Annotated in this window: 21 protein-coding genes and 1 pseudogene; 19 read left to right on the top strand and 3 right to left on the bottom strand. The window is 47.1% G+C overall.

The genetic code is table 11. The annotated features are described in order from the left end of the window. Positions 1-11 precede the first annotated feature (11 nt). From mutM to P397_RS0105550, 10 genes are all read left to right on the top strand, one after another. On the top strand, positions 12-842 hold the full coding sequence (gene mutM / locus P397_RS0105505; RefSeq protein WP_026832348.1) for a DNA-formamidopyrimidine glycosylase: 831 nt from the start codon (positions 12-14) through the stop codon (positions 840-842). After that, complete coding sequence (gene coaE / locus P397_RS0105510; RefSeq protein ID WP_028105876.1) at positions 839-1,438, top strand: dephospho-CoA kinase; 600 nt, start codon at positions 839-841, stop codon at positions 1,436-1,438. The genes mutM and coaE overlap by 4 nt, the downstream gene beginning before the upstream one ends. Positions 1,439-1,605: 167 nt before the next feature. Then, positions 1,606-2,649 (top strand): glyceraldehyde-3-phosphate dehydrogenase, encoded by a 1,044-nt coding sequence (locus P397_RS0105515; protein ID WP_026832350.1) that lies wholly within the window; start codon positions 1,606-1,608, stop codon positions 2,647-2,649. Positions 2,650-2,912: 263 nt separating this feature from the next. Beyond that, on the top strand, positions 2,913-3,299 hold the full coding sequence (gene speD, locus P397_RS0105520; RefSeq protein WP_026827753.1) for an adenosylmethionine decarboxylase: 387 nt from the start codon (positions 2,913-2,915) through the stop codon (positions 3,297-3,299). A gap of 106 nt (positions 3,300-3,405) precedes the next feature. Then, a complete protein-coding gene (locus P397_RS0105525) occupies positions 3,406-3,774 on the top strand; it encodes a hypothetical protein (RefSeq protein WP_028105877.1) in 369 nt (122 codons plus the stop codon). Positions 3,775-3,787: 13 nt separating this feature from the next. Then, the gene (gene nrdR / locus P397_RS0105530; RefSeq protein WP_026827755.1) at positions 3,788-4,270 is read left to right on the top strand and encodes a transcriptional regulator NrdR; all 483 of its coding nucleotides are present in this window, start codon (positions 3,788-3,790) and stop codon (positions 4,268-4,270) included. Positions 4,271-4,341: 71 nt separating this feature from the next. Further along, a complete protein-coding gene (locus P397_RS0105535) occupies positions 4,342-5,694 on the top strand; it encodes a replication initiation and membrane attachment family protein (RefSeq protein ID WP_235183947.1) in 1,353 nt (450 codons plus the stop codon). Between the two features lie 12 nt (positions 5,695-5,706). Then, positions 5,707-6,624 (top strand): primosomal protein DnaI, encoded by a 918-nt coding sequence (dnaI, locus tag P397_RS0105540; RefSeq protein ID WP_026832353.1) that lies wholly within the window; start codon positions 5,707-5,709, stop codon positions 6,622-6,624. Positions 6,625-6,944: 320 nt separating this feature from the next. Further along, on the top strand, positions 6,945-8,885 hold the full coding sequence (gene thrS / locus P397_RS0105545) for a threonine--tRNA ligase (RefSeq protein WP_026832354.1): 1,941 nt from the start codon (positions 6,945-6,947) through the stop codon (positions 8,883-8,885). 108 nt (positions 8,886-8,993) lie between these two features. Next, complete coding sequence (locus P397_RS0105550; RefSeq protein ID WP_028105878.1) at positions 8,994-10,190, top strand: glycoside hydrolase family protein; 1,197 nt, start codon at positions 8,994-8,996, stop codon at positions 10,188-10,190. A gap of 42 nt (positions 10,191-10,232) precedes the next feature. On the opposite strand, the gene P397_RS0105555 is transcribed toward P397_RS0105550, so the two are convergent. After that, entirely contained in the window at positions 10,233-11,702 is a 1,470-nt protein-coding gene (locus P397_RS0105555; protein WP_026832356.1) for a catalase, read from the bottom strand. A gap of 434 nt (positions 11,703-12,136) precedes the next feature. On the opposite strand from P397_RS0105555, the gene infC reads away from it, so the two are divergent. From infC to P397_RS0105600, 9 genes are all read left to right on the top strand, one after another. Further along, on the top strand, positions 12,137-12,667 hold the full coding sequence (gene infC / locus P397_RS0105560) for a translation initiation factor IF-3 (protein WP_012371059.1): 531 nt from the start codon (positions 12,137-12,139) through the stop codon (positions 12,665-12,667). Between the two features lie 27 nt (positions 12,668-12,694). Then, positions 12,695-12,889, top strand: coding sequence for a 50S ribosomal protein L35 (gene rpmI / locus P397_RS0105565; RefSeq protein WP_012371058.1), 195 nt, complete (start codon positions 12,695-12,697; stop codon positions 12,887-12,889). A 37-nt stretch (positions 12,890-12,926) separates the two neighbouring features. After that, positions 12,927-13,286, top strand: coding sequence for a 50S ribosomal protein L20 (gene rplT / locus P397_RS0105570; protein ID WP_012371057.1), 360 nt, complete (start codon positions 12,927-12,929; stop codon positions 13,284-13,286). 117 nt (positions 13,287-13,403) lie between these two features. Then, positions 13,404-13,886, top strand: coding sequence for a dUTP diphosphatase (locus P397_RS0105575; RefSeq protein ID WP_026832357.1), 483 nt, complete (start codon positions 13,404-13,406; stop codon positions 13,884-13,886). Positions 13,887-13,898: 12 nt separating this feature from the next. Continuing rightward, the gene (locus tag P397_RS0105580) at positions 13,899-14,981 is read left to right on the top strand and encodes a M42 family metallopeptidase (protein WP_026832358.1); all 1,083 of its coding nucleotides are present in this window, start codon (positions 13,899-13,901) and stop codon (positions 14,979-14,981) included. Between the two features lie 3 nt (positions 14,982-14,984). Next, positions 14,985-15,740: a TrmH family RNA methyltransferase gene (locus tag P397_RS0105585; RefSeq protein WP_026832359.1), complete on the top strand. Its 756-nt coding sequence runs from the start codon at positions 14,985-14,987 to the stop codon at positions 15,738-15,740. Between the two features lie 312 nt (positions 15,741-16,052). Then, a complete protein-coding gene (gene pheS, locus P397_RS0105590; RefSeq protein WP_028105879.1) occupies positions 16,053-17,075 on the top strand; it encodes a phenylalanine--tRNA ligase subunit alpha in 1,023 nt (340 codons plus the stop codon). Between the two features lie 12 nt (positions 17,076-17,087). Further along, positions 17,088-19,484, top strand: a complete 2,397-nt coding sequence (gene pheT / locus P397_RS0105595; RefSeq protein WP_028105880.1) for a phenylalanine--tRNA ligase subunit beta — start codon at positions 17,088-17,090, stop codon at positions 19,482-19,484. A gap of 146 nt (positions 19,485-19,630) precedes the next feature. Then, entirely contained in the window at positions 19,631-20,188 is a 558-nt protein-coding gene (locus tag P397_RS0105600; protein ID WP_028105881.1) for a hypothetical protein, read from the top strand. 83 nt (positions 20,189-20,271) lie between these two features. On the opposite strand, the pseudogene P397_RS0105605 reads toward P397_RS0105600, so the two are convergent. Continuing rightward, positions 20,272-20,703: pseudogene (locus P397_RS0105605) on the bottom strand (MFS transporter); the annotation flags it as partial. Between the two features lie 547 nt (positions 20,704-21,250). Further along, the gene (locus P397_RS0105610) at positions 21,251-21,913 is read right to left on the bottom strand and encodes a response regulator transcription factor (RefSeq protein ID WP_028105883.1); all 663 of its coding nucleotides are present in this window, start codon (positions 21,911-21,913) and stop codon (positions 21,251-21,253) included. Positions 21,914-22,019 lie beyond the last annotated feature (106 nt).

Consider the following 22,019-nt stretch of genomic DNA (forward strand, 5'->3'; position numbering starts at 1 on the left):
GAGGAAATAAGTTGCCTGAATTACCTGAAGTCGAGACCGTCAGACGAAGTTTGGAACGGACGGTCTCCGGAAAAACGATTTCTTCTGTAAAAGTGTTTCATCCGAAGATGATTCGCGGGATGGACGTTGCCCCGTTCGTTGATGCGTTACATCAAGAACGGATTGAGCGGGTCGACCGCCGCGGGAAATTTTTGCTGTTCTCGTTCGAACGTTTTTATCTCGTGAGTCACTTGCGGATGGAAGGAAAGTATTTTCCTTATCCGCAAGCGATTGAAAAGGACAAGCACACCCATGTCATCTTCCGCTTTACGGACGGTTCGGAATTACATTATAACGATGTCCGGAAATTCGGGACGATGGAGCTACGGGATAAAGAGACGGCGATGCAGGTTCCACCGCTTGCCCAACTCGAGCGGGAGCCGTTTGATCCGACGTTCACAGCCGAAGTCTTGGCTGAAAATTTGATTCGAAAAAAACGCAGTCCGATTAAAACCGCATTGCTCGATCAATCGATCTTTTTAGGGTTGGGAAACATCTATGTGGATGAAACGTTGTTTGCGGCACGGGTCCATCCGCTGACGAAAGCGGGCGCACTGACACTCGACGATATCTCGCGGATTCATGTCGCCGGTGTCGAGGTCTTGCAAAAAGCCGTCGACAGTGGGGGAAGCACGATTCGGAGTTATGTGTCACCGACCGGAAAAGGAGAATTTCAGTTGCAACTGGCGGTATACGGGCAAACCGGTGCCCCGTGTCCGCGGTGCGGAACAGCGATTGAAAAAATCAAGGTCGGCGGACGAGGAACTCACTTCTGTCCGACGTGCCAACAGGTTGCGTTATGAGAGTCGGATTGACGGGAGGCATCGCAACGGGGAAAAGCACCGTCTCTGCTTATCTGAAACAACAGGACATCCCCGTCATCGATGCCGATCTCGTGGCACGTCAGGTCATCGAACCGACGGGACTGGCTTATCCGGAAGTCAAAGCAGCGTTTCCGACGGCTTTCATTGACGGACAGCTGGTCCGGTCCAAGTTAGGGGATATCATTTTTCACGATAATGAAAAACGATTACTGTTAAACAAGTTGATGCATCCGAAGATCAGACAACAGATGCTTGAACTGGCCGATCAGTATGAACAATCAGGGCATTCCTTGATTGTATTTGATATCCCGTTGTTGCTCGAAGGGGACTGGAAACAGCTCGTGGATCAAGTCGTTGTCGTCTATTGCAACGCGTCTTTACAAAAAGAACGGTTGATGGAACGGAATCAACTGTCGGCGGAAGAGGCCCAGGCAAGAATCGATTCACAACTTGATATCGAACAGAAAAAACGTCTTGCTGACCATGTCTTGTGGAACGAAGGAAAACATGAAGCGTTATATCAACAAATTGATACGTGGTTAAAATCCGTCCAAGACAAGCAAAGAAATCTCTGACATGCCTTTGATTTTTTAATCCGAAAACGGGTTTCAGCATTCAAGTGGGAGAAAGTTACCAACTTCTCTCACTTTTTTTGCGTTACATAATGAAATCGCTTACATTTCATGATATAGTTCTATCTGTAAACGGAGCAACATCCGTCACATTGAAGGGGGATCCGCAAATGGGAGTCAAGGTGGCAGTCAATGGTTTTGGTCGAATTGGTCGAATGGTATTCCGGCGCCTCATCGCTGAGGGGAAAAGCGAGGTCGTCGCCATCAATGCGAGTTATCCAGTGGAGACACTGGCACATCTAATCAAGTATGATACGGTCCATGGAAAATTTGCTTATCCGGTCGAGATTCTGGATGGGGCGTTGATGGTCAACGGTCGCCAGATCCAAATCGTCAGTGAGCGCGATCCGGAACGGTTACCGTGGGGGGAACTTGGGATTGATATCGTCGTCGAAGCGACCGGGAAATTTAATTCGAAATCGGGTGCGGGGAAACACTTGATTGCCGGCGCCAAAAAAGTCGTCATTACAGCACCGGCAAAAGGAGAGTTACGAACAATCGTCATGGGCGTCAATGACGACATGTACGATCATGAGACGGATGACATCATCTCGAACGCTTCTTGTACGACGAACTGCCTTGCACCAGTCGTTCAGGTCATTGACCGGGCATTCGGGATTGAGACCGGTCTCGTGACAACAGTACATGCCTTTACGAATGATCAAAATAACATCGATAATCCACATAAGGACTTGCGTCGCGCACGTGCCTGCGGTTCATCCATCATTCCGACATCGACAGGAGCAGCCAAAGCAATTTCGCTTGTCTTGCCGCATTTGGAAGGGAAACTAAACGGTCTTGCGTTGCGTGTCCCGACACCCAACGTGTCGCTCGTCGATCTTGTCGTCGAAGTGAGCCGTGATACGACGGTCGCGGAAGTCAATGAAGCGTTCGTCAAGGCGGCGGACGGTGCGCTTGACGGCATCCTCGGTCTGACGATGGAGCCGCTTGTGTCAATCGACTTTAACGGGGAAGAACGTTCGACCGTCGTGGACGGGCTGTCGACGATGGTGATGGGCGGACGGCATGTAAAAGTGCTGGCCTGGTACGATAACGAATGGGGCTATTCATGTCGCGTCGTCGATCTTGTCCACCTGGTCGGTGCCCATATCGAAGCGACAAATGTGACAGAAAAACAACTCGAGTTAAAATAAAAAAATATCGATAAAAACGCTCTACACCAGTCGGTAGAGCGTTTTTTTGATGGAAATATATTAAAATTTGAAATTTATCCTTGTGTATCTTTTTGATACTCGCTATAATTCAAATCGTGAACTTCAATCGGTCTGGCAATCGCAGCTTAAAGGGTTAGGACCTCTCTGGACTAACTTTCCCCCGTGGGTGCGAACGACTCAGGCGCAAAGTAAGTGATCATGACTATACTTTGAAGACCATTGAATGTAGGGGGGATCCACAAATGGATACTATGGGAAGACACATTATTGCAGAACTTTGGGATTGTAATCCTGAAAAATTGAACGACATGGAATTTGTAGAACGACTTTTTGTTGATGCAGCACTTCAAGCAGGTGCGGAAGTTCGCGAAGTCGCGTTCCATAAGTTTGCTCCACACGGCGTCAGCGGCGTCGTCATTATCTCTGAATCGCATTTGACGATTCACAGTTTCCCAGAACATGGATATGCATCGGTTGATGTATTTACATGTGGCGATCGGATCGATCCAGCTATCGCAGCGCATTATATCGCTGACGGACTCGATGCGAAAATCCGTGAAAATGTCGAAATTCCACGTGGTATGGGACCTGTTGAAGTTCCAGCTGCTACGGTTCAGCACGTTAACTGACAAAAACACGAATGAACAAGCCCTCGTCTTCATGGCGAGGGCTTTTTAATATGTCTGACGTCTGTTATTCTTAATAGTAGAAGAAAACAGAAAAAGGTGATGACGAATGGGACTGAAGGAACGATTACAAAAACAGCTGGAAACGTCGGACACACATAAAAATGAAAAATTACGGACCCATTATTATGCAGCGACAGCAGAGATGTTGTTTACGGGTCTTGAGACGGTGATTACACGCCAAGAAGGAACGGTCAAACGGATTGATCAAGGACGAGGGGAATTGGCTTTCAGTGCGTCCGGACTGGACGGACTGGCGACAGTCATCATGGTCGGATCAGGTCGAACGGCGGTTGATCTTTTTTTACACCGTGACGGGTTATTAGGTCCGGATCTTGAGAAATGGATCGATGCGATTTATCAAGAGCTCGATGCGACCTATCGCTTGAAGATGATCGGTACAAGAGAAATTACGTGAATGGAGGTACGACATGCGTTGTCCAGCCTGCAACTATAACGGCACAAAAGTGTTAGATTCGAGACCGGTTCAAGATTTCGGATCGATTCGAAGACGACGTGAATGTGAATCCTGTGGTTATCGTTTTACGACATTTGAGATGGTGGAACAGACACCGCTCATCATCGTAAAAAAAGACGGGACACGTGACGAATTCAATCGAGATAAGATTCTGCGCGGACTGGTCCGGGCTTGTGAGAAGCGACCGATTTCAATTGAACAGTTGGAAACGGTGGTCAGCCGCGTCGAAAAAACGTTGCGTGCGACCGCACAACATGAAATTCCAAGCGAACAGGTCGGACGACTGGTGTTGAATGAACTCGCTTCAGTCGATGAAGTGGCGTATGTCCGGTTTGCGAGCGTCTATAAACAATTTAAAGACATCAATGTCTTTTTCCAAGAGTTATCAGAATTGATGGAACGTCACCAAGACAACGAACGCGAAAATCAAACCTAATGAAGGAGAGGTCGTCTGTCTGTTCAGAACGCACCTCTCTTTTTCTCAGGAAAGAAGGGACGAGTCAAATGATGGAACGTGAAGTATCAGGAACGGACCTTTGCTTGATCATGAGTAATGGTGTCGTCGACCGGGAAGCCTATCAGTCCCTGTATTATTTATATCAACCAATCATCGGTGTGAAGGCACTTGGTCTCTATCAGACATTCTGGAGTGAGATGATTCCCGGGAAAACCAAATCCCAGTACATCTCGCACGCTGAACTGGGTACGCTCCTCGGATTTTCCGTCGATGAGTTTAAAGATGAATTGTTTAAGCTCGAGGGCATCGGTCTGATCCGGACATTCGAAGCGAAACAAGCAGCGTATCGGTATGTCTATCAAATCCGTGTCCCGTTAGCACCGAATACGTTTTTAAATGATGGGGTGTTATCGAGCTTACTGTTTTATCGAGTGGGTGAAATCCGGTTCCGTGCCTTACAAAACCGATTCCGGACCGATCCCTTACCGAAAAACGTCGTTGATCGGACCGTTCGTTTTGATCAGGTCTTTGATGTCAAAGCAGGATTAGCTTCCGCACATCAACCAAAATCCTATGCCAAACAAGAACGGGCGGCGTACGAATTTGATTATTCGTTTGATCTCGAAGAAATGAAACGTCAAACCGATCGTTTCCTGCCACGCAGTTTTTATACAAAATCGATTGATCATCTGTTGTTGAAACTGGCGTACGTCACACAATCGAATGAAGCGTTAATGGCGGAACTCCTGAACGCGCGTTTCCGGCATGAAGCATACCTGCCGATGACTGACAGTGAAAAACAAGAGCGCTGTAAACAGATGATGTTGTCTGCCAAACAAAAGTTGAGTCGGGAAAAGAAAGCCAAGGTTGCGGTGCTCGAAGAAGTAGAAGTCGGGGAACTGAGCGAAACGGAGACGATGGAAGGAACACATCCGAAACATTACGTCGCTAAACTGCGGAAAGTCAAAGCGTTATCGGAACGCGACGAAGAGTTGATTCAACAGTTGATCATTGATTACGAAATGTCTTCCGGCATCGTCAATGCCGCCTACTATTACGCATTGGTCATCAAAAAGGACAACCGCTTCAGTAAAAACTTCCTTCTCTCCATCGTCGATGATTGGAAACAAAAAGGATACGTGACGGCAGCCGAAGCTTTGGCGAAAACAAAAGAACAGGACGAATTGATTTCGAAAAAACAAGACCAGAAACAAGAGCGTTCCCGTCAGACCGTAGGCGGACGACGCGGTCGTCCGAATGCCGCCGGTCCGAATCCAAAATGGTTACAAGAAGAGAAAGAAAAACAACAACAATACGAAGCAACCAAAAAAGCCAGCTTTGAAGCCGAAGTACCAGATGATGAAGAGATGGAACGGATTCTGCGGGAGCTGAAGGGCAAATAAAGGAGCAGTGAGATGGAACATATCCAATCCTCGATTGAAAAGATCTTGAACCGGCCTGATGTGGCGGCATCCGTCCGCGCGATTCATGAGCGTGTGTTATCCCATCCCGGTGTCATCATGTTTCTAAGGACTCATCCGGAAATCGATCAACGGACGATTGAACGGGGCATGTTGAAGTTAAACGAATACGCCGAGCAGATGCATGGTAATCAAATCATTGAAAAAAAAGCGGTCATTGAAGGCTATCAGCCTGTCCTGCATTTGGAAAAAGGACAAATCATGGTCGCCTACGAAAAAACACAGGCCTTGCGGGATCTTGAAAACGAACGGGCGCTTGAGAAGAAGTTCAAGAGTCTCTTTTTACCGGATGAAGTCCGGGATGCGAATTTCAGTGATTTTGACTTGACGACGACGGACCGGAAACTGGCCTTACGTGCCGCTTCTCAGTTTTTGAACGCAACCCGTTCAAAGCAACAGACAAAAGGGTTATATTTGCACGGTAGTTTTGGTGTCGGAAAAACCTATTTGCTCGCCGCCATCGGGAATGCCTTGAAGAAGGAACGCGTCGCGACCATCTTGGTCCACGCGCCCGGTTTCGTCTCGGAAGCAAAACGCCGGATCCGGACGGACAGCTTTGATTCCTTTTTGGAGAGTTTTCAAACCGTTCCGGTCCTGCTGATTGATGACATCGGAGCGGAGTCGATCAGCCCGTGGGTACGCGATGAATTATTCGGGATCATCCTGCAATACCGGATGATGCACCGGTTGCCGACCTTGTTCAGTTCGAACTTATCGTACGATGAACTGGAGTTGCATTTTGGGATTACGAATGATCAAGGCGATAAACTAAAAGCAATGCGCTTGATGGAACGCATCCGGACGACGACGAATCCGATTGAGTTTTTAGGAGAAAACCGCCGCCGTTATTAATTTCTCTTGTCAAAGAAGTTTGTTTTTGGCTATACTAAGGACACAATCTGTATAGATGTCAGCTACGATTGAGGACACGAAAAATGAAATGGTCCAAACAAGCGAGAGAAGGATGGTGAAAGCTTCTCATGGAATCCGTTCATTTCTTTACTCCCTCATAGCTCAAGCGGGGCTAATCCGTTTGCGTGTCACGCCCGTTACCGCGTGTTCGAGCCGGTGCATGGAAACATGTTCGGGAACGAGGGTGGTACCACGAGATTGAGACTCGTCCCTTTTTGAGGGATGGGTCTTTTTTATTTTATTTCAAGGGGGAAGCAGTCATGTCAAATATTGCTCTTACATTTCCAGATGGTGCGGTAAAAGAGTTTGCCGCCGGAACAACAGCTGAAGAAGTTGCCGCGTCCATTAGTCCAGGATTACGAAAAAAAGCATTTGCTGCTAAATTAAACGGACAAGTGATCGATTACCGTCGTCCGATCGAAGAAGATGGTTCAATTGAACTCGTCATGCCGGATTCGGAAGAAGGACTCGATTTGATTCGCCATTCATCGGCGCATTTGATGGCTCAGGCAATCAAACGTCTTTACCCGGATGAAACGATTCACCTTGGCATCGGACCGACAATTGAAAATGGTTTTTATTATGACATCGATATGGAGCGTCGTCTGACAGAAGAAGACCTTCCGGAAATCGAAAAGATGATGAATAAGATTGCCGGTGAGAACCTACCAATCGAGCGGGAAGTCGTCTCGCGTGATGAAGCGTTGGCCGTCTATCAGGAATTAAACGATCCTCTTAAAATCGAACTGATTGAATCGATTCCAGCGGATCAAGATTTGACATTCTACCGTCAAGGAGAGTTCTTCGACTTATGCCGTGGACCACACGTACCGGCGACAGCCAAGCTGCAAGTCTTTAAATTGATGAGCATTGCCGGCGCATACTGGCGTGGTGATTCTAAAAACAAGATGCTGCAACGGATTTACGGAACAGCGTGGGCCAACAAAGACCAGTTGAAGCAACACCTGCATTTCCTGGCAGAAGCAAAAGAACGAGATCACCGGAAACTCGGGAAAGAACTGGATTTGTTCTTCACATCCCAAGATGTCGGCCAAGGGTTGCCGATGTGGTTACCTAAAGGGGCGGCTATCCGCCGGACGGTCGAGCGTTATATCGTCGACAAAGAACTCGAACTCGGTTACGAGCATGTCTACACACCGGTTCTCGGTTCCGTCGAACTGTATAAAACGTCCGGACACTGGGACCACTATCAAGATGATATGTTCCCGAAAATGGAGATGGACAATGAAGAGTTGGTCCTGCGTCCGATGAACTGTCCGCACCACATGATGATCTACAAAAATGAACCGCGGTCATACCGTGATTTGCCGCTCCGTGTGGCAGAACTCGGCGGGATGCACCGTTATGAAATGTCGGGTGCCTTAACGGGTCTCCAACGCGTTCGTTACATGGTCCTGAACGATGGGCATACGTTTGTTCGTCCGGATCAAATGAAGGAAGAATTCAAAGCCATCGTCCACTTGATTCAAGAAGTGTACGCGGACTTTGGGATTACCGACTACAAGTTCCGCCTGTCGTACCGTGATCCGGCCGATAAAGAAAAATACTTCGACAACGATGCGATTTGGGAAATGGCGCAACGTGAGTTAAAAGAAACAATGGATGAGCTGGAGCTGCCGTACTTCGAAGCGGAAGGCGAAGCCGCGTTCTACGGACCAAAGCTTGACGTGCAGGTCCGTACAGCACTCGGTAAAGACGAAACATTGTCGACTGTCCAACTCGACTTCCTCTTGCCAGAACGCTTTGAGCTGACATACAAAGGAAACGATGGACAAGATCATCGTCCTGTCGTCTTGCACCGTGGTGTCGTTTCGACGATGGAACGGTTTGTGGCTTACTTGATCGAAGAGTACAAAGGGGCCTTCCCGACGTGGCTCGCACCGGTTCAAGTCAAGCTGATTCCGGTTTCGAGCGTGCATGAAGACTACGCACGTGAAATCAAAGCAATGCTCTTGAAAAAAGGAATCCGTGTCGAAACGGACTTCCGTGACGAAAAACTCGGCTACCGGATTCGGGAAGCACAAGTTAATAAAGTCCCGGTCATGCTGGTTCTCGGTGATAAAGAGATCGAAGCGCGCGAAGTCAATATCCGCCGTTACGGTTCAAAAGATTCAAGTAATGCTTCACTTGAACAGTTTGTCCTCGATTTAGAACAGGAAATTGCAAACCGTTCAAAATAACAGATGAACTAACGGAAAAGGGAATGGCGAATCAGCCATTCTCTTTTTTGTCGGCTACAGAGTTGATCTCCCGCTACCGATAACAGATGTAAGGAGGGGAGTCGAAACATGAAAAAAGGACTGGTTTTTGGAATTTGTCTGCTGCTCGTTTTTTGGCTTGTGCCGCATCCGGAACATGCCAAGAGTATGAAAAGTTACCGGATCACACCACAAACCGAGCCGATTGATCCCGTATTACGAAGTTATTCAACGTACAATGCCAAAACAAAAAATCATTATACGTTACGGTCCTACCTCGAAAGAATCGAAAAAGAGGGCGGCGGAACATTAGTCTTGTCAAAAGGCACCTATCTGTCCCCGTTACGTGTCGGAATTCCTTCCAATACGACAATCATTCTGGAGAATGGGGTCATCCTCAAGAAAACGAATGAGACCGGCACATCAAAGATTCAGGCAACGACAAGTATCTTCGATTTCGTGCCACCTTCTGTTTTGCGGTTACATACAACCGTCGGAAAATATGGCGGTTCAAAAAACATCAAAATCATCGGGCAAGGGAATGCTCAAATTGATTTGAATCATTTCCCACGCGGCTCGGCGTTTGCGATTGCGCACAACGAAAACTTGTACCTCGGAGGAATCACGATTCGAAATCAATATGGATCACATGCCATTGAACTGGATGCGACGAAAACGGCACTCATCGAAAATATGCATTTCGTCGATGCGAAGATGCTGGCGGGGACAGGTCCAAATGAATCAATCAACTTGGATACACCGGATCCGATCACAAAAGGCTTTCAATGGAAGTGGTCGGCCCAAGACCGGACGCCCAATCACGACATTACGATTCGCAACAACCGCTTCACTCACATCAATGTAGCCGTCGGGACGCATCAATATTCGCAAGATCGTCCGCATACCGCTGTCCGCATTCTGAACAATGTGATTGACGGGACGAAGGATCATGCGATTTCGATGATGAATTGGAGCCAGCCTGTTGTTCAAAACAACACGATTCGCAACGTCCGTCGAGCAGACGGAAAAGCAATCGCTATTTTAGGGCGCGGGATAGTTGGTGGCAGCATCAAACAAAATCGACTGGAACATGCAGACCGGGCGATTCAATTTCAACCCCACGTCAATTATGGATTTAAGCCGATCTACAACCGATTTACGGATAAAGAAAAATTGAGTTTTCGCCAGAACGAGGTGAATGAGGTCGGAGTGGATCAAGTTGTCTTGTTTTCGAAGTTAGGCACGTTTTCAGCAGAGACATCGGAACGGTTTAATTTTGTTCCATAAAAAAAGCCTATTCCTTTGCGGAATAGACTTTTTTTTGAATGATTATTTTTGCATCTGTTGCAAGAATGGTTGAATGTCGACTTGCAAAGCTTCCGATAATTTTTTACCGAGTGATTCATCTGCCCGGTAGAAGTTGCAAATCGCAAGCAAGACGGTATTTTCATGGCGGACTTGTTTTAGGTCATCCACGAGGTTGTTGAGAAGAGCTGTTTGTTCTTCTTCTGTTAAGCGACGGTAAACTTCACCGGCTTGTCCGAAGTTATTTGTTTTTTCGATTTCAAGACGTCCGTGAATATCATCATACAACGGTTGGTTTTCTTCCGTGTATTCAGGTGTTTGTTTCGGCTCGTCCTGATAACGGTTCGGCTCATAGTTGACCGGACTCGTTTGTTGTCCGACAGGCATGGCACCGTCACGTTGATAGTTATTGACTTGCGCGAACGGACAGTTGATCGGCAGTTGTTGGTAGTTCGTTCCAATACGGTAACGCTGCGTGTCTGAATACGAGAAGAGACGTCCTTGGAGCAACTTATCTTCTGACGGCAACATCCCTGGAATCAGAACACCCGGGTTAAAGCCGACTGACTCTGTTTCAGCAAAGTAGTTATCGACGTTTTTGTTAAGCGTCATCGTTCCGACATGTTGGAACGGGATGACATCTTCAAACCAATCTTTTGTTGCATCGAGCGGATCAAAGTCGAAGTTATCAACATCGGCAGGGTCAAGGACCTGTACGAAAAGATCCCACTCTGGGAACTCGCCGTCTTCAATGGCTTGGAACGTATCGTTCGAAGCATGATTAAAGTCTTTTCCTTGTACTTCTGTTGCTTCGTCCGCAGAGAGATTATGGACGCCGATTTTCGGAACCCAACGTAATTTAACGTAAACCGTGTTTCCGTGCGCATTCACCCATTTGAAGGCATGGACAGAAGAACCACGCATCTTACGGTAACTTGCCGGGATTCCTTCATCTGTAAAGAGGTGCATCAACATGTTTGTTGATTCCGGGCGTAACGTCATGAAATCCCAGTAACGATCCGGATCTTGAATGTTTGTCCGTGGATCTGGTTTTAAAGAGTGAACCATATCCGGGAACTTCATCGCATCGCGAATGAAGAAGACCGGTAAGTTATTGCCGACGAAATCCCAGTTTCCTTCTTCTGTATAGAACTTGACAGAGAAGCCGCGTGGATCGCGTAATGTTTCCGGAGAATGTGTACCATGGATGACGGTCGAGAAACGAGCGAATACCGGTACTTCTGTTCCTTCATTTTGAAGGAATGCCGCTTTTGTATATTTTTTCATGGAGTTTTTCACTGTGAATACACCGTGCGCTCCGAAACCGCGGGCATGAACGACACGCTCAGGAACACGTTCCCGGTCAAAGTGCGCCATCTTTTCAATCAGTTGATAATCTTCCAATAATGTAGGTCCACGACGTCCAGCTGTTCGTGAGTTCTGGTTATCACCAATCGGGACACCTTGATTCGTTGTTAATCGTTTTTCACTCATGTTTATAATTCCCCCTTATGTATAAGATTACATTGATTATAAAACAATAATTATTCTAAATAAAGAATAATGCTCTGCAAATTCTGAAAAGTTAACGATACTTTTTTTAAATACCCCGCGTATGTCAGTTAGAAACTTCTTGCTAAACGTGAACAGGATTGCTATTATAATCAAGTAACTGAGCAACGTTCTGTTGAACAGATATAGCGGCTTGACATTGAGGGAAAACAAGTGCTATGATAGCAAAGTGAAATGACAACAAAGCAGAAGCATCCCGCTTCTCACCACGCATAGTAAACTGTGCTGGTCCATCATGATGATATGCGATGATAGAGTGTTCTCTGATTATTGTATAGGTTATGAGTGTGGGCGGGAAAAACTGCCGACGCTTTTTTTATAGCGTTTTATATCATTCATTTTTCGTGCTCTGCACGATGGAGGTGCTAACCATTAGCAAAGATCTGTTAATCAATGAAGGCATTCGCGCTCGAGAAGTTCGTCTTATCGGAGCGGATGGTGCTCAACTTGGAGTCCAGTCGCGTACGGAAGCGTTACGTTTAGCTGAGGAAGCTGACCTTGACCTCGTCATGGTCGCACCACAAGCGACGCCGCCTGTATGCAAAATCATGGACTACGGTAAATACCGTTTTGAGTTACAAAAAAAGGACAAAGAAACTCGGAAGAATCAGAAAGTGATTCAGATGAAAGAAGTTCGTCTCAGCCCGACGATCGAGGAGAATGACTTCCAAACGAAATTCCGTAATGCGAAGAAGTTCTTAGAGAATGGCAACAAAGTGAAAGCGAGTATTCGTTTCCGTGGACGTGCCATCACTCACTCAGAAATCGGTAGACGTGTCCTCGAACGTCTCGCTACAGAATTGAGCGAGTTCGGTGTCATTGAACAGAGACCGAAGATGGAAGGACGCAGCATGTTCTTAGTGCTTGCTCCAAAGAAAGAAGACTAATCGAATCGAAGTAGGAGGGAATCTCTCATGCCTAAAATGAAATCGCACCGCGGTGCTTCTAAGCGTTTCAAACGTACTGCTTCAGGTAAATTGAAACGTGGTCGTGCTTACACAAGCCACTTATTCGGTAACAAATCAACTAAAGCGAAACGTAAATTACGTAAAGCTAGCATGGTATCATCGGGTGACTTTAAACGTATCCGTCACATGATCGCTAAGTAATTTACCCAATCGTACACAGATTTAGGAGGGAATTTATATGCCACGCGTAAAAGGCGGATATACGACTCGTCAACGTCGTAAAAAACAACTCAAATTAGCTAAGGGCTACTACGGCTCGAAACATACACTCTTCAAGGTTGCAAAACAGCAGGTCATGAAATCTCTCATGTATGCTTACCGTGACCGTCGTCAAAAGAAACGTGACTTCCGTCGCCTCTGGATCACTCGGATCAATGCGGCTGCACGTATCAACGGTCTTTCTTACAGCCGCATGATGCATGGTCTCAAACTTGCAGGTATCGACGTTAACCGTAAGATGCTTGCTGACCTCGCAGTTACAGATGCAACTGCATTTGCTTCACTTGCTGACACAGCAAAAGCAAAATTGAACGCTTAAGTTCAACAATTCGTCGGGGAATTTAATTCTCCGACGATTTTTTTGGATTCATGGTAAAATAAAAAAGCACATTTTTGCACGCTATGGTAATTTTTTTAGAGTAAAAGGAGAATTAAGATGGACTGGTTGACACTTTTTGAAATGCAGGAACAATTGGATAAACGGATTCAGTCAGAACACAATTTGACGGGAAATCAATTTGATGAACGTTTGCTGGCGCTGTTAGTGGAGCTTGGTGAGCTTGCGAATGAAACGCGTTGTTTTAAATTCTGGTCGACAAAAGGACCATCCGCTCAAGTCACGATTCTCGAAGAATATGTGGACGGTGTCCATTTTCTGCTTTCGCTAGGGCTTTCGTTGGATTATCGTAAAAACGCTTTTGTCGAAGGAGATTATTACTTGACGGCGACAGATGCCTTCTTGGATGTCTACAATAAAACAAATGTGTTTGCGATTTCGCGAACAGAGCAAAGCTATGAGGTTTTAATTGGTGCCTACTTAGCATTAGGTGCTACACTTGGATTTACACAAGAAATGATTTTCAAGGCTTATGTCGCAAAAAACGAGGCGAATCACGTTCGCCAAGACAACGGTTACTGAGGAGGAAATCAGATGAACGAACAATTACATATGCTGAAACGTCTTACAGACGCAACGGGTGTTCCAGGGAATGAGAAAGAAGTCCGTCAATTGATGCGGGAATATCTGGAGCCGCACGCAGAAGCCTTTCACCAAGATGGATTAGGAAGTTTGTTTGCTGAACATCAAGGGGCAGGAGAAGATGCACCACGGATTCTGATTGCCGGTCATATGGACGAAGTTGGATTCATGGTCACGAAGATTGATGAGAAAGGGTTTCTTCGTTTTCAACCACTCGGTGGTTGGTGGGGACAAGTTCTTCTCGCACAGCGTATGAACATTGTTACGTCATCTGGCGAAGTCATTCCAGGTGTCATCGGTGCGAAGCCGCCTCATGTTTTACCACCGGAAGCGCGCAATAAACCAGTTGATATCAAAGACATGTTCATCGATATCGGTGCCACTTCAAAAGAAGAGGTAGAAGGTTGGGGGATTCGACCGGGAGATACGGTTGTTCCGCATTGCGAATTTACTGTGATGAAAAATGAGAATTTTTTAATGGCAAAAGCGTGGGATAACCGGGTAGGTTGCGCGATTGCCATCGAAGCCATCAAACGTTTAAAAGAAGAGGGACATCCGAACACGATTTTCGCCGGTGCCACCGTCCAAGAAGAAGTTGGATTACGTGGGGCTCAAACGATTGCCAACTTGATTCGACCGACGATTGCCTTTGCAGTCGATACGGGCATCCCGGGTGATACACCGGGTATGACGGATCGGGAAGCGTTGTCGAAACTCGGAGAAGGTGTTCAAGTCATCATCTTTGACGCAACGATGATTGCACACCGTGGATTGGTTGACTTCGTAACAACTGTCGCAAAAGAAGAAAACATTAAATATCAATTGGATCTGACACCGGGTGGTGGAACGGATGCAGCGAAATTCCACCTGTCGCATACAGGGGTACCTTCACTTGCCTTGACTGTTCCAATCCGGTACCTGCACACCAACGTTTCAATCATGCACAAAGCAGATTTCGAGGCAGCTGTCGACTTGATCGTCGCTGTCACAAAACGTTTAGACGCAGAGACGGTTCAAGCGATTTATGAGGGGTAAACAATGAAACATATTTCTTCCGCAAAAAACGAGATCGTCAAACAATGGAAAAAACTCTTAACAAAAAAAGGACGCTTGCAAACCAAACGTTTTCTGATTGAAGGAGAACATTTAGTCGAAGAAGCGGTCCGTGCCGGCATCATCAAGGAATTGATCGTCCGTGAAGACGTTCAAGTACCGGGTTCTTGGAAAAAGAATGCGGCTGATTTGATCACAATCGACGAGTCCGTTGCGAAAGTATTATCCGAAACCGAAACGACACAAGGGATTTTCGCGGTTTGCGAAATGAAAGAGCAGACGGAACGCTTAGAGCGTGGTCGTTATCTCTTGCTGGATCGCCTTCAGGATCCGGGTAACGTCGGGACGATGATCCGGACAGCGGATGCTGCTGGATTTGATGGCGTCATCGTTGGACACGGAACGGTTGATGTCTACAACAGTAAAGTCCTCCGGGCAACACAAGGCTCCATTTTCCATCTTCCGGTCATCATGATGTCACTGGAAGACGCCATTCAAGATTTACATGAACTGGGTGTCTTCATTTTAGGAACGGCACTGCGGGATGCGCAACCGTATACGGAAGTCGGCAACATCGGTGCGATTGGTCTGGTCATCGGAAACGAGGCACAAGGGGTTGCACCTGAGTTGCTCAATCAATGTGATGGACGGGCATACATTCCGATTCGCGGAAAAGCGGAATCGTTGAATGCAGCAGTCGCAGCCGGAATTTTACTGTATCATTTTGCGAGCGTGGATTGAATCACTGACCCGTTCATGCTAAAGTAAATGACAGCAGAACAATTATAATGAGACGTTGATGGAACAGAGTAGGTTGGAAAACGATTCGATTAGGGAGAAGAAGCCCTGGACTGAAAGCTTCTTTACGAATCCGCTGACTGAATTCACTCCGGAGTCGCACGAGAGATCGTGACGGGAAGCGCCCGTTATCGCGCTACTTGAGGACTTGATGAATTCAGGTCAAACAAGGGTGGTACCACGATTACATTGAATCGTCCCTTCGGCATAGTGTCGAAGGGGCGATTTTTTTATTTGAGAAAAGGAGTGATGAACATGCGGGAACAATTAGAAGCACTTCGTGACGAAGCGCTGCAACTCGTAAATCAGGCAAGTACACAAAAAGAATTAAACGATGTACGAATCAAATACCTTGGGAAAAAAGGTCCGATTACGGAAGTCCTTCGTGGGATGGGGAAATTATCGGCTGAAGAACGTCCGGTCGTGGGTGAGATTGCCAATGCCGTGCGCGGAGTGATCCAAACAGAGCTCGAGCAACGTCTTGTAGACGTCAAACAACAAGAGATGGATGCAAAATTAGCACTTGAGGCGATTGACGTGACGCTTCCGGGCCGACCGAAACAAGTCGGACAAGCGCATTTGTTGCAACAAGTGACGGATGAAATCGAAGATATCTTCATGGGTCTCGGTTACACGATTGCGGAAGGACCCGAAGTCGAACAGGATTTATTTAACTTCGAAATGTTGAATCTGCCGAAGGATCATCCGGCACGTGATATGCAGGATTCGTTTTACATCACAGACGAAATCTTGATGCGGACGCATACGTCACCGGTTCAAGCACGGACGATGCTCGCTTCAAAAGGAGAACCGATTCGAATTCTCTGCCCGGGTAAAGTCTACCGCCGGGATGAAGATGATGCGACGCATTCACACCAGTTCATGCAAGTCGAAGGACTTGTCGTCGGTGAAGACATCTCGATGGCTGATTTAAAAGGAACGCTCGAAGCGTTCGTTAAACAAATGTTTGGTGAAGCACGTGAGATTCGGTTACGTCCAAGCTTCTTCCCGTTCACAGAACCGTCGGTCGAAGTCGATGTCTCCTGCTTCAAATGTGGTGGTAAAGGATGTAACATCTGCAAACAGACAGGTTGGATTGAAATTTTAGGAGCCGGAATGGTTCATCCACATGTGTTGGAAATGGCAGAATACGATAGTACGAAAATGTCTGGATTTGCCTTCGGGATGGGGATTGAACGAATCGCCATGTTGAAATACGGCGTCGACGATATTCGCCACTTCTATACGAATGACGTTCGCTTCAGCGAACAGTTTTAAGGGGGAAAACAGATGTTAGTCTCAAAACAATGGTTACAGGAATTTGTCGATGTTCGTCAAACATCAGGTCAGGAACTCGCTGATTTGATTACGAAAAGTGGAATTGAAGTCGAAGGGGTCGAAGTACGTGACGCCGAACTGAACAACATCGTCGTCGGTCGCGTTCTGACGAAAGAAAAACATCCGGAAGCGGATAAACTCAATGTCACGACCGTCGATATCGGCCAAGCAGAACCGGTTCAAATCGTCTGTGGGGCACCGAATGTCGATGTCGGACAGGATGTCATCGTAGCGCGTGTCGGCGCACGTCTTCCGGGAATCAAAATCAAGCGGGCGAAACTGCGTGGAGTTGTTTCGGAAGGCATGATTTGTTCCCTCGAAGAACTTGGCTTTGAAAAAAAATACATCCGCGAAGACGAGCAGGACGGAATCCATACATTCCGGGAAAACGTCGAACCGGGTCAAGATGTATTAGAAGTGCTCGGGATGCATGACGAAATTCTGGAACTCGGGCTGACACCAAACCGTTCGGACTGTCTCAGCATGTACGGCGTCGCCCACGAAGTCGCGGGAATCTTGAATACGAAACCGGTCTTCCCGACGGTCGACGTGACGGAAGCATCGGAAACTACGGCTGTCGAAGTCCGACTGGATTCGGAAGCCTGCTCGTTTTACGCGGCACGTGAAATTCGGGACATCGTCATTGCCGAATCGCCACTCTGGTTAAAAAATCGTTTGATCGCCAACGGCATTCGTCCGATCAACAATGTCGTCGACATCACGAACTTTGTTTTACTGGAGACAGGGCAACCACTTCATGCTTTTGATGCCCAAAAACTCGGCAACCAGATTGTTGTTCGTCAAGCAACTGCCGGCGAAACGTTCCAGACACTGGATGAAGTGGAACGGACACTCGACCCATCGATGCTCGTCATCACAGATGGTGAGCGTCCGGTCGCACTGGCAGGCGTCATGGGCGGGGCGAATACAGAAGTTGATGCAACGACGACATCGATCGTCCTTGAATCGGCATATTTCGCTCCTATCTCGGTTCGGAAAACAAGCCGTGTCTTAGGTCTTCGTTCGGATTCAAGTTCACGCTTTGAAAAAGGCGTCGACCCACGCCGTGTCCTTCTGGCGCTTGATCGGGCTGCGACATTGATTGCGGAAGTAGCAGGCGGGACGATCCTTGCCGGCACAGCGCAAGCCGGTGCTCTGCAACTGGAGGATCATTTGATCGAAGCAAGTGTCTCATACATCAACCATCGTCTGGGAATGGAAATCGAAGGTACGGTCATGCAGGACTTGCTCGAACGCCTTGGTCTTGGTGTTGAACTATCGGCAGATGCGTTGACGGTCAGTGTACCGACACGCCGCCAAGATTTGATGATTCCGGCGGACTTAGCGGAAGAAGTCGCACGCCTGTACGGATACGATGCCTTAACATCGAGCCTGCCACGCGAAGCAAGCCGTGGATTCTTACCGAAACGGAATCAACACCGTCGACACATTCGTCGTCTCCTTCAAGGTGCCGGATTGTCACAAGCCATTACGTATTCGTTGACGAGTGAACAACGGGCGATGCAATTTAACGAGCAACACGATTTGCATCCCGTCAAACTGGCAATGCCGATCAGCGAAGCCCGTTCGACATTACGGACATCTCTGATTCCAGGATTGTTGGAAGTCGCGCAACACAATGTCGCGCGTCAGCACGCCGATCTTGCGTACTACGAACTCGGCAGTGTTTATCTCCAGCGCGATGCCTCACTGGAAACATTACCGCTTGAACAGGAAATGGTAGCCGGTCTCATGGTTGGTCTCGCCGAACAACATCGTGTCCACGGAACACATGTCAAAACGGATTTCTTCGTCATGAAAGGGATTGTGGAGACGTTGGCTGAGGCACTTGACGTGTCCTTGACGTATGAATCGGTCAAGATGCCGTCGATGCACCCGGGTCGGACGGCACGCGTCTTCCTGAACGGCGAGTCGATTGGGTTTGTCGGACAAGTCCACCCTGGGTTGTCTAAAGAGGAGTACGGGTTAAAAGAAGTGTATGTATTCGAAGTGGATGCGATGGCCCTCCATTCCAAAGAAGCACTCGTGTATCAAGAAATTTCCCGCTTCCCGTCGATGACGCGTGATGTCGCGGTTGTCCTTGACCGCTCGGTAACGGCGAGTGAAGTCGAGACCGTCATCACTCAAGCAGCAGGACCACTTCTGCAACGAGTGGAACTGTTTGATGTCTACACCGGCGAGAACGTTCGGGAAGATCAAAAATCATTTGCATTTTCATTACGGTATCAAAATAAAGAACGGACACTGGTGGATGAGGAAGTCACGACAGCCCATCAACAGGTGGTCGAAGCACTCCAATCGACGTTTGACGCCGAATTGCGTGCTTAATAGCCAGAACGAGCCTTCGGGATGACAGTCATGTCATCCCGTTTTTTTATTTTTTTCGTCTTCTTCGTTTGAGATACAGCCGGACTACAGGTGGTCTACAGGTCCGCTCGATAAGATGAAGTCAGAAGATAAAAGGAGGCAGACAGATGAATTTTTTAAAACGGGCAGGAAAAAGCATCATGGCACGAAAGGGGAAAACGTTGATTCTGTTGATTATCTTATCGGTCATCGGATCACTGGTTCTATCCGGATTTGCCATTCAACATGCCGCGAAGTCAGCGGGAGAAGAAGCACGAAAGGAATTAGGGGCGACAGTTACGCTTCAAGTCGATCGGCAAAAACAGATGCAAGAACGTCAAGGGTCCGGTGAACGGGGGCGACCCGAGCAACAAGCAATCAGTTTAGAAGAAATTGAATCCATTGCGAAACTCAGTAAAGTGAAATCGGTCAATTACGTATCGCAAACAACAGCGACTTCGAGCATTGTCGACCCCGTGACGAGTGAGGCGACAGGTGCGCTTGATGAGAAAACAGCGGCTGACATCATTCAGTTGTTTCAGCGGTTGGCGCATGAGTCGAATCGCTGTGTCATTACCGTCACCCATTCAGCCGAAGTTGCTCGTGCAGCGAATCATATCATCGAACTGAAGCAACAACGTTTTCAAATGAGAACGAATTTACACCCGCAAACGGTATCACATTGATTCACCTATACCAAAAACACCGGATGACCTCCACCGTTCTTAACGGAATGTGGAAGCATCCGGTGTTTTTGAACATGAAGCCATTAAGAAGCGAGCTTTTGGTCGTGGAGAGGTTGATTTTGGCGGTTAAATACAAAGTAGATGAAACCACTGGTAAGGACGATGATGCTGCAAAACAAGAACATCTTCGAGTAACCGATGCCTGCTGCCAGGCTTAAGAGCAATAAAGCCCCGAGACCAAATCCGATGTCATATGCCAAGAAAAAGGTGGAGATGGCTTTTCCCTTCTGCTGCGGAGCGGCATACGTCAGCATGACCGTTTGAAGACCGGGGAAGATCGAGGCAGAACCGACACCGATGATCAGCGCGGTCGACAACAGTCCGAAAAGTGACGGGAATGTCCCTAAAATCAGAAAACCAACGGCATATAAACAAAAAGACGGAAACAAGACGAAGCCGGGACCTTTTTGATCAAACCATTTCCCAGCCAAAGGACGAATGGCGACCGTCCCAAGCGCGACGACGGCATAAAATTAAGAGGCATACATAATGTGTCCGATTGTGTCCGCTTGAACTACCTCCACCTACGCTTTGCTAGGAGATGGAGGATTCCTGAGTTATTCAACCTAGCGGTCAAAAATTTATCAGGCTAACCCCGTCGTCCCGACGGTTGAACGTTGATCTTGTCCGTTTCTTTTATGCGGATGCCTACTCTGCTTGGTTTTCGCTACTTCGGTCATCCACAAGGTGAACGTTGAAGATTTTACGTGACAGACGAACTTCCTGTCACAACTCTATATCTTCAGTTTTCAAAGAACATGACTCTTTTTTTATTCCTGATTTTAATTGTTTTCAAACCAAGAGTGTCGGGCAATTGACGTGTCGCAAGACACGCTTTGCCCGAAGACGATTCATCTCCCACTTGCACTAGAGCTTCGCCCTGAAAGTTTAGAAGTGGGCGTATTATCGTCTGATTTTGATAAAAAGCCCACGGTTGACAGGACGGCAATTATCAGTAAACTAACGGTTAACAAAAATAATTTCCACGTGATCCGATGACGTTTAATGATGCGCTTCAAGTTTGTATCCGACTCCTTTTACGGTCTGGATGTACGGGACATTGATTTTTTTTCGGAGATTTTTAATGTGCGTATCCAGGAAACGGGTGTCTCCGAATGCTTCAAATCCCCATAGTTGTTGAATCAGTTGTTCCCGTTCCAAAACACGACCAGGATGTTCAAGCAGTAAATGAAGGATTTGAAATTCCTTTAACGTCAAAATGATAGCGTTACCAGAAATTAAAACGTTATAGCTTGCCGGAAATAGGGTAATTTCACGAAAAGAGAGTTCTTCTTCGACATTCGTTTGAATGCGTCGAATGATGGCTTCGATTCTGCGCAACAAGACACGTAACGAAAAAGGTTTCGCGATGTAGTCATCAATCCCAAGATCAAACCCCTTCACCTGATTCTCCTCATCTTGTAGAGCGGTCAAGAAAATGATAGGTGTTTGAGAGCTTTTTCGAATTTGTTGCGCGACTTCGAATCCATCGAAAAACGGCATCATGATATCTAATATGATTAAATCAAAGGCAGCCGTCTGATGAAGCTTAAGAGCTTCCATGCCATTAGCGGCGCTCGTGACTTGATAACCGCTGGATTCCAACAGCTCGGTCAAAAGTTCACGGATGTCAAATTCATCTTCCGCGATTAAAATATGTGTCATTCATTTTCACCTCTTCCTCAGTTGTATCATGACTATCTGAAGTTTAGCTGAAGATGAAACGACTTGTGTTCTTTTTTTAAACAAAACCAGTCAGAATGTAGCTACC

The sequence above is a fragment of the Exiguobacterium undae DSM 14481 genome, assembly GCF_000620805.1.
GTDB lineage: Bacteria > Bacillota > Bacilli > Exiguobacteriales > Exiguobacteriaceae > Exiguobacterium_A > Exiguobacterium_A undae.